Origin of the sequence: Streptosporangium sp. G11 (genome assembly GCF_051192615.1) — a bacterium.
Taxonomy (GTDB): domain Bacteria; phylum Actinomycetota; class Actinomycetes; order Streptosporangiales; family Streptosporangiaceae; genus Streptosporangium.
Window position 1 is genome coordinate 89,983 of record NZ_JBPJUQ010000031.1, and the last position, 14,836, is coordinate 104,818.

The following is a 14,836-nucleotide window of genomic DNA, read 5'->3' on the forward strand; positions in this document are numbered from 1 at the left end:
TATGGTTATTGGATTATAAATAACACTTAAGTAGATATATGGGCTGTCCGAAACGCGCAATGCCCCCACCTGCTGCCATCCTGCCGGTGGATCGTGCCAGTAGTTCTCTAGAGATGTGCGGCCATCCCGAGATTTCGGATGATCCTTCACGTTTCTTGTTGAACTGCCATTTCCCTGGGGCAGGCCGGTCGTTCGTCTCCCGTTGGGCTTTCCGGTACCCGTCCGCGTCTCTCGCCGCGTGCGGGCGATCGCGCAAGCGTTTCCCACTCCGGATTGGTGCAAGCCCTCATAGCAACTTGATATGTATGCGTTTCCTCTGTTTGGCCGTTCGGCCCCTGACCCTCGTTCGGCTAATTGGAACCCCCGCTTTTCCGGGACCGCGCGGACGGAGGCCCTCCGCCCCCGGACGCCCGCCGGATCGGGCGCGCGGGCACGCGGCCGGGCCGATGCGGGGACGGCCGGGCACGCCTTCATCCGGGGGCGTACGAACGTTCATCCGGGGGCGTGCGGACGGGCGCGATCGGTCCCGCGCGCGGCGGGAGCGCGGACGGGTACCGGCGCGAATCGACGCCTTCCGGGGTCAGCGGGGGATGGCGCCGCCACCCGCGCCGAAGCCCGTCTCGTGGTTCCACAGGTGGGTGCATTCCGGGCACTGCAGGTGCAACAGGCGGCCGGTGTTGCCGAGGAGATAGCGCCAGTGCTCCCCGCAGTTGCGCCCGCCGAGGCAGTCGCCGCAGTCGCGGTGGTCCTGGCAGGAGGGGCAGGGCACCCACGCCCTGCGCCCGAGGTCGGCGTGCGGGTCAAGTGGCAGCACTACCGTGTTCCCCTCCGGGGGAGTACGCCGGCGGCCACGAGCATGTCGTAGGTTTCCCGCTGTCGCTCGTCGAGATCGGAGTAGAGGAGGTCGTACGCCTCCTCCTCGGCCCGCATCACCGCCACCGGGTCCCAGCCGGGCTCCAGTGCCGCCATGACCGCGGCGCGGCGGCGAGCCTCCTCAAGGGTGAGGTCGATCTCGAAATCGGTGTGCGGGCTGGTGCTGTCCTGGCTCATCGCATGACTTTCCGGTCGGCCGGCGAGCGTGCCGGAGAGGTGGCCGGGGCCGTTCGGGCGGCACCGGGGGAGGTGGTTCCACCCGGGCCGCTCTTCGCGATCGGCCGCACGCTCCTTGGGGGAAAGCCTCTCCGGAGAGAGAAGGCTTTGTCCATTATATACCTTTACATACCTTAAGTCGCTTTTGTGGGCATTTCTGTGGGACCCCTGTTACAGGTGGCCGGCCTCACGGAGGGCGCCGGACCGTGCCCGCGTCCGGCCGGACCTCGGCGGAACCCGCACGACCGGGTATGGGACTTCCTGAGGACAACCACGGCCTGGGGGCTGCCATGACCGCGTACACCCTGTCGATCGTCGAAGGCGACACCGGCGGCGTCTCGTCCGGCGACGACATCTTCTCGCCCGCCTCCCCGATCGACTTCAGCCGGCTCGACCCGTACACCCTGCTGTGGCTGACCGAGCACGGCTACGAGGAGCAGGGGAGGCGGGTCGTGGTCACCCCGGCGGGCCACGAGCCCGAGGGGGTCCATGTGGTCGCCTCCCGCGACGTGGACCTCTGATCTCCTGCGGCGTGGTATCCGCGGCGCGGATGATTTCCGCCCGACAATCTAGGTGTGAACGGACATTCCCGGAGATCTTTTCTCCAGCTCGGCGGTGTCACCACGGCTGGAGCGCTGATCCCGGCGTACGTCGCGGGCACGGAGACCACCGCGCGCACGGAAACCGCCCCGCACGCGTCGGCCGACCCCTTCGCCCCGCTGCGCCACCGGTGGCGGGACGTGACGGCGGGGTCGGGATTCGACGCGACAGCCGAGCCGTACCGGACCCGGCTGGCGAGGCTGGGGACGAGGGCGGCCGGATACCGGGACGCCATGGCGCCGGCCGAAGCGTCGCTCTGGCCCGACCTGGCGTTCCCCTCGCTCGGCGCCACCCCGGCCCGGCTGCGGACCATGGCCCGCGCGTACGTCCTGCCGGGAACCGGCCTGACCGGTGACGCGAGCCTGGCCTCGGCCGTCGCCACCGGCATCGACCACTACCGGCGGCGGGTGTACGCCGCGGGCGCCGACGAGGTCGGCAACTGGTGGTACTGGCAGATCGGCACCCCCAAGAACCTCCTCGACGCGGCCCTGCTGATCGGCCCGCACCTGGCGGACCGGCAGAGCGCGGCGCTGCGGGAGGCGGTGGACCACTTCGTCCCCGAGTGCCGTCTGGACGACTACAGCGGGACCAGCACCGGGGCCAACCGGGTGGACCTGTGCATGGTGACGCTGCTGCGCGCGATCCTCGGCTCCGACCCGGCGAAGGCCGCGCTGGCCGTCTCCGCGCTCTCCCCGGTCTTCCCCTACGTCTCCGAGGGCGACGGGTTCTACCGGGACGGCTCCTTCGTCCAGCACACGACCGTCCCCTACCAGGGGACGTACGGAGCGTCGCTGCTGTCCGGCCTCGCGACGCTGTTCGCGGTGTTGCGCGGCTCGCCGTGGGAGGTCACCGACCCGAACAGGCAGGTCGTCCTCGACAGCGTCGAGAGGACGTTCGCGCCGGTCGTCCACGACGGCTTCTGCATGGACCTGGTCAGCGGCCGGGCGATCGGCAGGCAGCCGTACGGCGACCACGGCAGGGGACGCGTGATCGCCTCCGCGATCCTGCTGCTGGGGGAGACGGCCTCGGCCGCCGAGCGGTCGCGCTGGCAGGGCATGGTGAAGGGGTGGGCGCTGCGGGACACCCACCGGCCCATGCTCGAGGCGGCCGAGAACGACGACCTGGGGTTCCACGCCCGCCTCGCCGCGATCCTGGACGACGACGCCGTCCCCGCGGCCGGCGAACCCGCCGGGCACCGGCTGCTGGCGATGAGCGCCCGCGCCGTCCACCGCAGGCCGGGCTGGTGCGCGGGACTCAGCATGGCCTCCTACCGCATCGGCCACTACGAGCACGGCAACGGGGAGAACCTCCGCGGCTGGCACACCGGCTCGGGAATGCTCTACTGGTGGGCCGGCGGCCACGGCGACCAGTATTCCGACTCCTTCTGGACCACCGTCGACCCCTACCGGCTGCCGGGCACCACCGTCTCCACCCGGCGGCTGGCCGACGGCGCCGGTGAGGGCTGGGGTGACACCTGCCCGCCGGGCCGCTGGGCGGGAGGCGCCACCGACGGCGTGTACGCGACGGTCGGCCAGCACCTGAACGGCTTCGAGAGCACGCTGGAGGCCTTCAAGTCGTGGTTCTTCCTCGACGACGCCGTGGTGTGCCTCGGCGCCGCGATCACCGGCGAGGACGGCGTACCGGTCGAGACCATCGTGGACAACCGCAGGACCGACGCGCTCCTCACCGTGGACGAGAAGACGGGCTGGGCGCACCTGGAGGGGCACGGCGGCTACGTCCTGCCCTGCGGCACCCGGCTGCGCACGCTGCGCGAGGAACGCGCCGGCGGCCGGGACCCGGTGACCCGGAGCTACGTGACCCTCTGGTTCGACCACGGTGTCGATCCCGTCTCGGCCGGTTACGTCTACCTGCTCCTGCCGGGCGCGAGCCTGGCGGAGACCCGGGCCCGCGCCGCCGACCCCGGCTGGGCGCGCGTGCTCGCCAACACCGCCCGCGGGCAGGGCGTCCGGGTCCCGTCACTCGGAATCACCGCCGTCAACTTCTGGAACGACGGAGCCGCCGGCGACCTCGCCGCCTCCGCCCCGTGCGCGGTCCTCGTCAGGGAGAGCGCCGACGGCACGGCCACGCTGACCGTGTCGGACCCCCGGCGAGACCTGAGCGAGCTGACCGTGACCTGGGACCGGCCGGTGACCGAGGTGCTCCACGGACACCCGCTCCTGGCGGGCGCCACGACCGGCGCGAGACTCACGCTCACCTTCGGGCGCCTGGCGGGCCGGGGCGGCGGCTCGAACACGGTCACCGTACGCCTCGGTTAACGGGGCGGCCGAATTCGCCCGCGTGACCCCACGATCGGGGCGACGCGGACGAATCTGGCGGTTCCGGCCTGCCCGATCATCAAGCCCGGCACGATGGGAAACCACCCCCAGGCACAACCGCCCCATTCGCGAACACGAGCAGGAGGACATCGTGGTTCCCAGGTGCGAGCAGCTAGGGTCCGTCGATCTCACCACGTGGCGGGTCGTCCCCGGCGAGGCCAACCACGAGAAAGAGGAGGCCGGCGTCTGGGCCATAGCCGGAGGCGACGGCGACGACTACTCCCTCTACGTGGAGGTGCTCGACGCCGAGCGGCCCAGGGAGGTCGCCGGGTTCATCGTCGACGCGGTCACCGGCCACGCGCACCGGCTCCGCCTGGAGGGCGCCCTGGCCGAGGTCGAGCGGGAACGCCGGAGGCAGCGGGCCGAGGACGACGCGCTGGACCCGTCGAATCCCCACCTGGTCGAGGTGGCGAAGCTGGCCGGTCTGGTCGAACAGGTCGGCGGGATCGGCCGGGAGTTCGGCCGCGACAGGTTCCACACCGGCCGCGAGGAGCTCGACAAGCGCCTGTACTCCCAGCTGACGCAGGTGGCGGCCACCGCGGTGGCGTGGATGGAGAGCATCCTCGCCCGCACCGACGCCCACGAGGACGCCCATGGGGACACCTGTGAGGACGCCCGCGGGGACACTCTCGAAGAGGTCCCAGAAAACGCCCCCGGCGATACCTTCGACGACGTCCGAGACGACGTCCCCGCCGACGCCCGCGCCGACCGGGTCGCCCCCCGCTGACCCCCGCCCGCCCGGATTCGGCCTCTGGGAATCAGGGCCGCCTGAGGTGGCCCAGCCGGTCGAGCACCGTGGCGAAGTGGCGCGACAGGCTGCAGGCGTGCCACGACTCCGGTCTCCTCGGCAGCAGCGGCTGCCCGTCGGCGAAGCGCTCGATCTGCTCGTCGCCCCACGAGAACGCCGTTCCCCGGGACGGCCGGAGATCCGCGACCACCGCCTTGCACAGGTCGTCGAAACCCCCGAGTGCACCGGTGCCCTCGCGCCGCTCGCATCGGTAGGCGTACCACCGGCCGTCGACCGCGTACCGCAGGTTCGGGTGCGGGTTTCGCCCCTGCGACACCCGCGGGCTGAACACGCCGTAGTCCGCGTAGGACAGTTCCGTGCCGGTGTAAGAGGCCGCGACGGTCGTCCACAGGGCGGCGTCCCGCCGGGGGATGGCCACCGGGGTGTCGAAGGGGACGTCGTCGAGGGTCCTGGGGAACGCGCCGGCGGCCAAGGTGATCGAACGCACCGGTAACCGTTTCGCCCAGGTGAGCGCCTGCCAGGCGTCGGCGGTACGGTCCTTCAGCAGGGCGTCGGAGTCGACCGCCCACAGGTCGAGCACGAGATCGATGTCCTTGAACTCCAGGCCCAGGTGGTCGCGTATCCGGCGCGACAGCCGGGCGTCGTCCGCGGAGGTGCGCGGCGCGGCCCAGGGCACGCGCAGGCAGGCACCCTTCCGATGCTGCGCCGCGGCGTACCCCGCGCTCCGGAACGCGTGCTCGCCGTCCTCCGGCCGTACCACCGGGATCATGCGATAGCCGAGCTTTCGCACGGCGTTCGACACCATTGACATGACACCGCGGTCGTCCGGGTTCCTGTGCCTGCCGAGCAGGCGGTGGCAGTCGACCGCGAAAACGCGTTCGGCGGGAAGGTGCTCCTCCACGCGTTTCTCGAAGGCGGCCACACTCTCGATCGTCGCCCGGTCGCCGTCGCCGGTATCCGATTCCAGCGGCATCACCTCGATCAGCGGCCGTACGGAGGGCCGGCGTTCCGCGGCGACCTTCCCCAGGGCCAGGAACTCGCTGGCCCGCCCCTTCAGGATCGGCATGTACACCGTCATGACATGGTTCTCCGTGTGGTTGGCGAACCCGCGTCCGGTGCGGCGGCCGTCCCTCGCCTCCCGGCGGGCCGCCACCTGCCCGGTTTTCACGACGGTGGCCTCCGGCGATGAGTTCGTCAATATTCCCCGGAGTCACATTCCGTGAGAATGATTCATTCGCCGATGCCTTTGGGATCGAGCTGGCAGGAGATCATCGATGTGATTCGTGGGAAACGGAAAGAGGCGGTGATCGGACTGTCGCGAAAGCCGGGAACCGGCCGGCCGCCGGACGCGCCGGTCACCGATTCCGGGTTCCGCCGGTCGCCGGTTCCAGGTCGGGCCGAGCGCGTCGGTCACCGGTTCCGGGTCCTGCCGTCCCCGCTGGTCACCGGTTCCAGGTCCTGCCGTCCGCGCCGGTCACCGGTTCCGGGACCCGGCGGGCGGCGCGGTGAGCCGCCCGCCGGGTCCCGATCCAAGGGGTCCCCGGGGTTACCGGGGACCCCGAGGGTTCCGAGGGATCAGGAGCCGATCTTCCCGACCCCGGCTCCCGCGCTGACGATCGCCTTCACGGAGTTCGGGTCGTCCAGGGTGTAGCCGTAGTACGAGCTCGCCTCCTGCACGCTGCCGCTGCACTCGGGCGGTCCCGAGTCGTCGAGCACGTTGTTCCTCGCGACGCACCTGCCGGCGGAACCGGCGTAGGTGTTCGTCGCCGGGACCTCGACCCTCTCGAAGTAGTTGCCCTCGATCAGGCATCCGGCGTTCAGCTGGCAGGCCACCCCGACGTCGGTGTTGTAGACGTAGTAGTTGTTGAACACGTGCACCGGCTCGCCGAACCGCACCCGGGGGTTGCGCTGCGGGGTCTGGTTGAACCAGTTGTGGTGGTAGCTCACCTTCAGCCGCCCGATGTCCTGCGCGCTGTTGCCGTCGTCATGGCCGAGCAGCATGTTCTTGGTGTGGTCGTGCGTGTGGTTCCACGACACGGTGACGTACGACGAGCCGCGCTTGATGTCGATGAGCCCGTCGTACCCGTCGGCCAGGTCGTTGTGGTCGATCCAGATGTGGTGGGAGAACATCTGCACGTTGATCGAGTCGTCGTTGGCGTTCCGGAACGACAGGTTGCGGATGATGACGTTGTTCACGGCGTTCGCGGGCGGCGAGGTGACCGAGTTGTCGAGGGGAAGGCCGATGTTGAGCCCGCCGCCGCTGATGCCGCCACCGGAGCCGATGCCCACGATCGTCTTGTCCGAGGCGACGTTGTACATCCCGGCCGGAACAGTGATCATCCCGCGCACGCAGATGTTCAGGGGCCCGCTCTGGCCGATCGCGGAGATCAGCTCGCTCGCGGTGTCGACCTCGACGGTCGGCCCGCCCGCGCCGCCCGTGGTCCCGTTCCTGCCCCAGGCGTTCACCGAGGCGAACCCGACGGGCGAACCCGAGGTGGGGCAGGTGCCCGGGGGCGGCGGGGTGATCGTGGGCGTGACCGGCGGCTCGCTCGGCCCGCCGGCGTCGGTCACCAGCACGTCGTCGAACGAGGCGCTCGCGTAGTAACCGGCGAGGCCCACCTTTCCTGAGGAGAAGGTGGAGTCCGTCGCCGAGACGACCTGCACGTTGTTCACGAAGCCGCGCAGCGTCGTGCCGAACGCCTCCAGCCTGAGGGTGTACCAGGTGCCCGGGGTCACCGTCGCCGCGGCCGAGGCGAGGGTCGTCGGGCCGCCACCGCTGCGCTTGCCCAGGATGACCGTGCCGGCGTTGCTCAGCCCCAGGAAGTAGTAGTTGCTGCTGCTCTGCGCCCTGGCCAGCACCGCGACGTACCGTCCGCCGCCGTTGAACGCGATCGGCTTCACCCGTGCCTGCACCGCTTGGCCCGACCAACCGGCACCGGCCACCGTCCTGGCGTCCGCGCCCGTTCCGGACTGCCGGTACGCCTGGGAGCCGTCGGCGACCACCGACCAGCTTCCCCCGGACTTCGACCAGCCGTTGGAGTTGCCGTCCTCGAAGTCGTCGCCGAACAACGACGCGGCGAACGCGCTGGGCATCGCCACGAGCACCAGCGCCCCGATCACCGCGAGAGCGAGGCTCGTCGCGAGCGCGGTGAGTGGCGAGCCGCTGATCCCTTTCCTTCTTCGCACCGTGGAACCTCCAAGTTCCGTCAGTACCGACCTGCCGTGCTCCCGGCCCGGTCGGCCATGGCCTCACGCCGGGACCGAACCGGCGGCGCGGGCGTGCCGCGTTCCGCGGTCACGCGCCGGCGTCGCCGGGGCCCGGCGAGCGGTGTCCGTCGGGCGACGCACGAGCCCGCCCACGACCCCCTGGATGAGGGCTGCGGGCATGGCTGACCTGCGGCGGAGTACGCCGAGCAGGCCCGTGACGTCGCTCTGGGACGAAGGGTGGGAAAGCGCTATCCAACTCTTTTCGCACTTTTACGCCCAGAGAAAGGTGCGGGTCAAGCACCCAGTTCGTTCCGGCGCCGCCGAGGCCCCGTCCACCCGTGCGGCCGGGACGCCGTTCCCCCAGGTGAGCACCGTCGAAGACGGTTCAGAGGTGGCGGGAAAGTCTTTTCGCGAACGCGCGCGGGCGTCCCGGCCGCCCGCCGGGACTTCCCGCGCCGCCGGAGGGCCTCACCCGAAGGGGACGGTCAGAGGTCCAGGCCGGAGCCGCCGAACCGGTCCCGCAGGAACCTGCCCTGGTCGCGCAGGGCCTGCTCGTCGCCCCGGTAGACCGAGTCGGCCACCTTGCGCAGCTGGGTGTCCAGCAGGTCGAGCTGGGCGAGCAGCTCCTCGTGCGCGCTGCGTTCCCGCTCGCCGCGCCGCGTGAGCGCGTAGGAGCGGGGCAGGTTCGCGTACGTCTCCAGGCTGGACGGCAGGTAGTCCCTGATCGTCTGCGACACGATGTGCAGGTGGTCGGGTGAGGAGGTGAGCGTGTCCGCCCGCCGGAGGATGTCGCGCACCACCTCGGCGAGCGCGCCGACCCTCGTCACCACGTCGGCGGGGAACCGGTTCCCGCCGACCTCGGCCAGCAGGGTGTCCAGGTCGGCCCGCAGCCGCTGTGACTCCACCTCCGCGTGCGAGATCGTGAGCCTCACCCGGTCCGCGGGGGCCAGCAGCGCCCCGACGCCGTACAACCCGGCGACCACGACGGGCCAGAACGTCCCGGCGACGCCGAGGAAGACCAGGACCACCCCGACGAGCGCCAGGGCGCACCCGGCGATGTTCCTGGTCGACCCGGCGTAGGCGAGGATCCGCCCGCCCGGGCTACTGGTAGCCACGGATCTCCTTGAAGGCCGTGGCCAGCGACCCCTGCCGGGCGTCGAAGGCCGCTCCGCCGGTGAGCTGGGCGATCCGCTTCATCTCGTCGACGTCGCTGTCGCCGAAAAGCACGACGAACGTCCGGAACTTCACGGGCAGCGACGCGTAGTAGGAGGCGAAGTCGTCGTACGAGCTGCCGTCGGTGTTCTCGCCGTCCGTCATCAGCACGATCGAGGTGAAGTCCTCCGACGGCGACGACCGGACCTCCTCGTAGGCGGCCCGCAGGCTGTCGAAGATCGCGGTGCCGCCGTTCGCCTGCAGCGCCTCGCTGTAGGAGCGGATCCGCTGGAGCACCGGTTCGGGGTTCCGGTCGGGCAGCGCGAAGGTCTGCGGGGTGCCGGGGACCGCGTTGAACGGGATCATCGTGACCGTCTCGCGGTCGCGGAAGCGCGAGAACGATCCGCTGATCGAGGTGTCGGCGCCCGACAGGGCGGTCAGCGCCTGCCTGAGCGCGTCGATCCGCTCCCCCTCCATCGAACCGGAGGTGTCCAGCACGAACAGCGTCCGCGACGGCCTGCGCACCTGGTTGAGGTAGACGCCGATCAGCTCGTCGGCCGCGCTGCGCCGGTTGGGGAAGGGCAGCTCCACCAGCGACGCGGTCCCGAAACGCGGGTCCGGCCTGACCTCGGGGACGATGGGCCGGCGGTGGGTCGTGGTCATGATCTCCCGCTGGATCTCCGGCGTGCGCAGCCAGGCGGCGAGCTTCCCGTACAGCTCCTTCTTCTCCGGGGTCGCGGAGCTCAGGAGCGTGAGCGGGTAGTCGGCCGTCACCACCCCGTCGCCCGGGTAGATCAGCGTGAGCGGCTCGGAGAGCCTGCCGGAGGCGTTGAGGCCGAGCAGCACGGACTCGTAGTTCACGAGCCCGTCCACCGCGCCCTCCTTGGCGTACGCGTCCGCGAGCCAGCCGGAGGAACCGGAGGTGAGCGTCTGCGCCGAGAAGAACTCCTTCAGCCTGGGGGTCGCCGCGTCGATCTGGGCACTGTCCAGGGCCTCACCGGCGTCGGAGAGCGCCGCCGTCACGCCGACCAGCGCCGAGAACCCGGAGTTGGACGCCGCGGGGCTGGTCATGCCGAAGGTGAACTTCCGGGCGCTCGCGGCCGAGGCGATGTCGTTCCAGGTCACGGTCTTGCCGTCCCAGCCGAGCTCGCGCGCCTTGGACGCCTTCAGCCCGAGCAGCACGGGCGAGACCATGGCCTTGGTCTGGGTCGAGAGCCGCGCGGCCGCCCCGTCGATCAGCGACAGGTAGCGGTTGGAGGAGAACCACGTCGCGTCGTACCGCCCGTCCGCGCCACCGCTCGCCACCTGGTCGGCCCCGTCGAGCGTTCCGGCGTACGACAGCGTGACCCGCACGCCGACGGCGTCCTGGGCCCGCTTGAGCAGCGGTTCCAGGTCGCCGATCTCGCTTCCCGCGAGGACGCGGAGCACGTCGGGACCGTCCGCGGGGGTGGCGGGCGTCTCAGCCCCGCCGCACGCGGCCGACGCCACCAGCAGGGTCAGCACGACGAGCGCCCGCCTGACCCGGCGAGCACCCGCTCGCACGCCGGGTGCCGACCCGGCCGGGCGGGAATCGAGTGGCGCGCCGGGTGTCGACCCGGCCGGGCCGGAACCCGACGGCACGCCGGGCATCGAGCCCCTCATCGCGGGAGCCCTTCTTCGTCGCCGCGCCGGGAGCGCTCCAGGTACGTGCGGGCGTGGTCCAGCTCGACGGTCAGGCTGTCCACGGTGATCGCCATGTTCTCCACGGCCTTGGCCTTGAACGTGTCGATCATGTCCATGGTGGAGTAGATGTTGTCGAACGCCTTGCGCAGCGCGTCCATGCCGACCGTGGTCGACGCCGCCTGGGTCTGGATGTCGGCCGCCTGCGTGCGCAGCATCTCGCTGGTCGCCACGATCAGGTCGGAGGTGGTGGCGTTCAGCGCCGTGATCTGGTCGAGCACGAGTTTCTGGTTGGCGAGGGCCTGGGCCACGGTCACGGCCGTGCGCAGCGCCGCGATCGTCGTCGTGGTCGCCCGGTCCACGCCCTTGATCAGTTCGAGGTTGTTCTTGCGGATCAGGTCCAGGGCGAGATATCCCTGGGCGGACACCGCGAGCTGCGTCAGCAGGTCCTGGTGCTTCTGCCGGATGCCGAACAACGCGTCCGAGCGCAGGGCGGTGGCCTTCTCCGGCTCGGCCGCCTCGACATACATGATCTTTTCTTCCACCGCGGCGTCGAGGGCGGCGGCGAGCAGGGCGTACTCCTGCAGGCGCTTCATCGACTCCCACAGGTTGGTCTTCTCGCCCTCGATGGCCGCGTTGTCCTTGCGCAGCTCGTCCTGCCCGGACTTGAGGGCACGGATGATGTCGTCGAGGTGTTTCTGCGCCGACTGGTATTTCGCGAAATAGTCGCGCAGCTTGTCGCCGAACGGGATCAGTCCCAGCAGCTTCCTGGCCGGGCCGGACGTCTGTTTGGGATCGAGGTCGACGATCGTCCGGCGCAGCGCGACCAGCTGCCCCGCCACCGCCGCCTGCGCGTCCCGGCCCTCGCCCTTGACGGACGCCAGCGCGGCCACCGGGCGCCTCAGCATGCGGTTCGCCACCTGGGAGGAGGCCCGGATCTCCGAGTCGCCCATGGAGGTGATGTCGTGCACCTTCCGGGTGAACTCCGGCGACCTCGGGTCCAGGCCGCTCAACTCCTCGGCGAAGCCGCGGGCCTTCTCCGCCAGTTCCGCGTCCCGTCCCTCCGGGATCGGCAGCATGGTGGCCGCCTTCTCCGTGGGCACCTTGGCCACGGGTTCCGGCGGGCTGAGCACGAGATCGCTCACGGTGGTCTCTTTTCGAAGCGCTGGGAAGGTGAGGTCAGGGGGTGGATGAGGGGACCGCTCCGGACCGGTAGAGCGTCTCGATCGCGGAGATCATGCCCTCCAGCCGCTCGTGGTCGGGTGGCTCCACCACGTCGACCAGACCGGGAGGCAGCGGAGCCCTCACCTTCGCCACGAGGTCGTCGAACGCCTTGGGGCTGGCGGTGCGGAAGCCGTACAGGGCCGCGAGGTGCCCGAGTTCCGGGTCCTCCTGCAGGAGCCGGCCGACCTCGGTGCCCGGCGCGCCGAGCGGTACGAGCGTGTGCTTGCTCAGGACCGTGGGCGAGGGGTAGAGCAGCCGCATGTCGGGGCGGATCGAGCCGTCCCCGGCGAACAGGCGCGAGGCGTACTGCGCCTCGTAGATCACGACCATGGGCGTCTTCCCCATCCCCAGGGACAGGTAGTCCTCGAACGGCGCCTCGGTGGAGGTCTCGGAGTACCCCTGGTCGAGGAAGAGGGGCGCGACGGTCCCGGCGACCTTGGAGGCCTGGTCGTTCGTGGTGACCACGTCGTCGCCGTTGGCCACGTAGCCGGCGATCGAGAGGTACATCGCCGCGGAGTTGGAGGTGCGGACGTCGGTGGTGGTGAGCAGCACGCGCTTGCGCGCCGGGTAGGCGGTATTGCCCGGCAGCTTGTCCCACCGGGTGCCCTTAGCCACCAGGTCTAGATATTTCTGGATATCGAGCACCTGGTAACCCTGGCCGGAGTCCCGCACGACGCCCGCCTTGGCGAGCACGTCCACGATCGGGGTGAAGGTGGCGATCGCCATGGGAGAGGAGAACGGCGCGAAGGTGCGGGTGGCACCCCGGTCACGCCTGATCTTCTCGGCCGCCGGAGCGCTGGACGGAAACGCGAAACCGTACTTCCCCAGGTCCACCGAGGTCGCGATCTGGCGTGATCCCGCGGTGTCGACCTCCACCCGGAGGCCGTGCCTGGCGAAGACCGCCCGCACCCGCTGATCGTCGAAGAACGGCTTCTTCTCCGATCCGATCACCCCCCGGACCAGGGTGAGCTCCCGTGTCTCCGCGCCGCCGCCACGGTTGCCCACCACGATCGCCGCCACCACGGCGGCGCCGAGGAGCAGCGCCAGCCCGACACCGATCCAACGCTTCATGTGATTCCTTGAAAGCTTGTCCCGTATCGCCGGAAATAGCGGTTGTAATTGGATTATGTGATGTGTGACGACAATGCGGAGCGAGGCGTTCACAACGTATTGACAATTCACTTTCCGTTCACCGATGCGCCGTTCGGCGGGCGCTCGCCGTCGCCGCACCGGGCCGCCGAACGGCCGGCCGGAGCGGACGGGCACCATCGGCCCGCGCGTACCATTCAGCGGTGGAGGTTCTGGAACCGGAGGAGTGGCGGGCTCGGGCGGAGGCCCACGGCCGGCGGATCGAGGTGTGGGCGGAGCCGCACCTGGCGCGCAGGGCGCGGGGCGAGGCCCATCCCATCGAGGACTTCCTGTTCACCTACTACGGGCACCGGCCGGCGCGGCTGCGGAAGTGGCATCCGGGCGCCGGGGTGGTGCTGAGGGGCGCGCGCGACTTCGGCCGCGACTACCTCGACACGCCCGAGGGGGCCACGCTCGACACCGCGACGCTGATGGACAGGCGCCGGACCTCCGTCGAGTGGATCACGCGGCTGCTGGGCGCCACCGCGGCACGACCGGGATATTTCGGCTGCTTCGGCTTGCACGAGTGGGCGATGGTCTACAAGACCGCGGAGGTGCGGCATGACGCCTGGCCGCTGCGGCTCAGCGGGGAGAAGATCGCGGAGGTCGTGGAGCAGCGGGGCGTGCGGTGCGGCCATTTCGACGCGTTCCGCTTCTTCACCCCCGAGGCGCGCCCGCTCAACGCGCTGCAGCCGACGCGGGAGCGGCAGCCGGAGCTGGAGCAGCCGGGCTGCCTGCACGCCAACATGGACCTGTACAAGTGGGCGTACAAGCTGTCGCCGCTGGTGAGCGGCGAGCTGGTCGCCGACTGCTTCACGCTGGCCCGCGACATCCGCGCCGTGGACATGCGAGCCAGCCCGTACGACCTGAGCGCGCTCGGACATCGGGCGATCCGGATCGAGACGCCCGAGGGAAAGGCCGAGTACGCCGCCGAGCAGCGGGGTTTCGCCGAGCGGGCGAGACCGCTGCGGCAACGCCTGCTCGACTCCTGCGAGCGGCTGCTCTCCGGCATCCGCCACCCCTGACCCCGCCACGAGGCGGGGAGGTGCCGTCAGGGCTTCGACGCATGGCGTACCGAGGTGTGTCCGGTTGAGCACAGGGCGATCCGCCCCTCGCCGGTGAGGCATCGTGCTGAAACTTACATTGGCCACGTCTCGCCGCGGCATGGCGAGTCCGCAAGGTTTCAGGAGGCCGGGACAGAGGTTGGGGCATGTTCCAGGTAGACAGCCCCAGGTGAGACAACCGAAAGTTTCTGGGCTACCTTGACGTATTTCGGCGAGGTTTCCACACTGAGTCCCCAAGGCGTCCTCCTACGGCCGGGTCGGTGGTGCGCAGCAGGGCCGTCGTCTGCGACGCCCCGGTGGTGTGCCTTCCCGGCAATGGGCGCGGCGTCGAATTCGCGGGGGTGTTCCCCACGTTCCCGTTTTCCCGTGACGCAGTTATGGAGGCTCAGGCATGGGCACAAGTGCCATCCCCCCGCCCGGAACCCGGCGACCCTTCGGCGGCCTTCGCCGGGCCCTGATCGCCGGTGCCCTCGGCACCCTCGTGCTCGGCACGCTCACGGCGGTGACCGGCCCGGTCTCCGCCGGTGCCGCTTCCACCAGTGCCGCCGCGTCCACGCTCGGTGCGGCGGCCCAGCAGAGCGGGCGATACTTCGGCACCGCGATCTCGACGAGCAGGCTCGGGGACTCGC

At 70.5% G+C, this 14,836-nt stretch carries 12 protein-coding genes and 1 pseudogene; 5 read left to right on the forward strand and 8 right to left on the reverse strand.

Annotation, left to right across the window (positions count from 1 at the left end):
• Window positions 1–580: 580 nt before the first annotated feature.
• Both ACSDR0_RS26570 and ACSDR0_RS26575 read right to left on the reverse strand, forming a co-directional pair.
• Window positions 581–814 (reverse strand): hypothetical protein, encoded by a 234-nt coding sequence (locus tag ACSDR0_RS26570; RefSeq protein WP_435291597.1) that lies wholly within the window; start codon window positions 812–814, stop codon window positions 581–583.
• Complete coding sequence (locus tag ACSDR0_RS26575; protein WP_435291598.1) at window positions 814–1,050, reverse strand: DUF6400 family protein; 237 nt, start codon at window positions 1,048–1,050, stop codon at window positions 814–816. Before ACSDR0_RS26575 ends, ACSDR0_RS26570 begins: the two co-directional genes overlap by 1 nt.
• 290 nt (window positions 1,051–1,340) lie before the next feature.
• Between ACSDR0_RS26575 and ACSDR0_RS26580 the strand changes: the two genes are divergently transcribed.
• The 3 genes from ACSDR0_RS26580 (at window position 1,341) to ACSDR0_RS26590 (ending at window position 4,752) form a co-directional block, all read left to right on the forward strand.
• Entirely contained in the window at window positions 1,341–1,610 is a 270-nt protein-coding gene (locus ACSDR0_RS26580) for a hypothetical protein (protein WP_435291599.1), read from the forward strand.
• Window positions 1,611–1,664: 54 nt separating this feature from the next.
• On the forward strand, window positions 1,665–3,965 hold the full coding sequence (locus ACSDR0_RS26585) for a polysaccharide lyase 8 family protein (protein WP_435291600.1): 2,301 nt from the start codon (window positions 1,665–1,667) through the stop codon (window positions 3,963–3,965).
• A gap of 151 nt (window positions 3,966–4,116) precedes the next feature.
• Complete coding sequence (locus ACSDR0_RS26590) at window positions 4,117–4,752, forward strand: hypothetical protein (protein ID WP_435291601.1); 636 nt, start codon at window positions 4,117–4,119, stop codon at window positions 4,750–4,752.
• Window positions 4,753–4,783: 31 nt separating this feature from the next.
• On the opposite strand, the gene ACSDR0_RS26595 is transcribed toward ACSDR0_RS26590, so the two are convergent.
• The 6 genes from ACSDR0_RS26595 to ACSDR0_RS26620 all read right to left on the reverse strand — a co-directional run bounded on the left by ACSDR0_RS26595 (window position 4,784) and on the right by ACSDR0_RS26620 (window position 13,086).
• Complete coding sequence (locus tag ACSDR0_RS26595) at window positions 4,784–5,941, reverse strand: beta family protein (RefSeq protein WP_435291602.1); 1,158 nt, start codon at window positions 5,939–5,941, stop codon at window positions 4,784–4,786.
• Window positions 5,942–6,348: 407 nt separating this feature from the next.
• Window positions 6,349–7,959: a hypothetical protein gene (locus tag ACSDR0_RS26600; RefSeq protein WP_435291603.1), complete on the reverse strand. Its 1,611-nt coding sequence runs from the start codon at window positions 7,957–7,959 to the stop codon at window positions 6,349–6,351.
• Between the two features lie 506 nt (window positions 7,960–8,465).
• Window positions 8,466–9,095, reverse strand: coding sequence for a hypothetical protein (locus ACSDR0_RS26605; RefSeq protein WP_435291604.1), 630 nt, complete (start codon window positions 9,093–9,095; stop codon window positions 8,466–8,468).
• Window positions 9,082–10,773 carry an extracellular solute-binding protein gene (locus tag ACSDR0_RS26610; protein ID WP_435291605.1) on the reverse strand — a complete coding sequence of 564 codons (1,692 nt, stop codon included), beginning with the start codon at window positions 10,771–10,773 and terminating at the stop codon, window positions 9,082–9,084. Before ACSDR0_RS26610 ends, ACSDR0_RS26605 begins: the two co-directional genes overlap by 14 nt.
• The gene (locus ACSDR0_RS26615) at window positions 10,770–11,936 is read right to left on the reverse strand and encodes a toxic anion resistance protein (protein WP_435291606.1); all 1,167 of its coding nucleotides are present in this window, start codon (window positions 11,934–11,936) and stop codon (window positions 10,770–10,772) included. Before ACSDR0_RS26615 ends, ACSDR0_RS26610 begins: the two co-directional genes overlap by 4 nt.
• Before the next feature lie 34 nt (window positions 11,937–11,970).
• On the reverse strand, window positions 11,971–13,086 hold the full coding sequence (locus tag ACSDR0_RS26620; RefSeq protein WP_435291607.1) for a hypothetical protein: 1,116 nt from the start codon (window positions 13,084–13,086) through the stop codon (window positions 11,971–11,973).
• 221 nt (window positions 13,087–13,307) lie between these two features.
• Between ACSDR0_RS26620 and ACSDR0_RS26625 the strand changes: the two genes are divergently transcribed.
• Window positions 13,308–14,168 (forward strand): 3-methyladenine DNA glycosylase, encoded by an 861-nt coding sequence (locus tag ACSDR0_RS26625; RefSeq protein ID WP_435291608.1) that lies wholly within the window; start codon window positions 13,308–13,310, stop codon window positions 14,166–14,168.
• 430 nt (window positions 14,169–14,598) lie between these two features.
• Window positions 14,599–14,836, forward strand: a pseudogene (locus ACSDR0_RS26630) (endo-1,4-beta-xylanase); the annotation flags it as partial.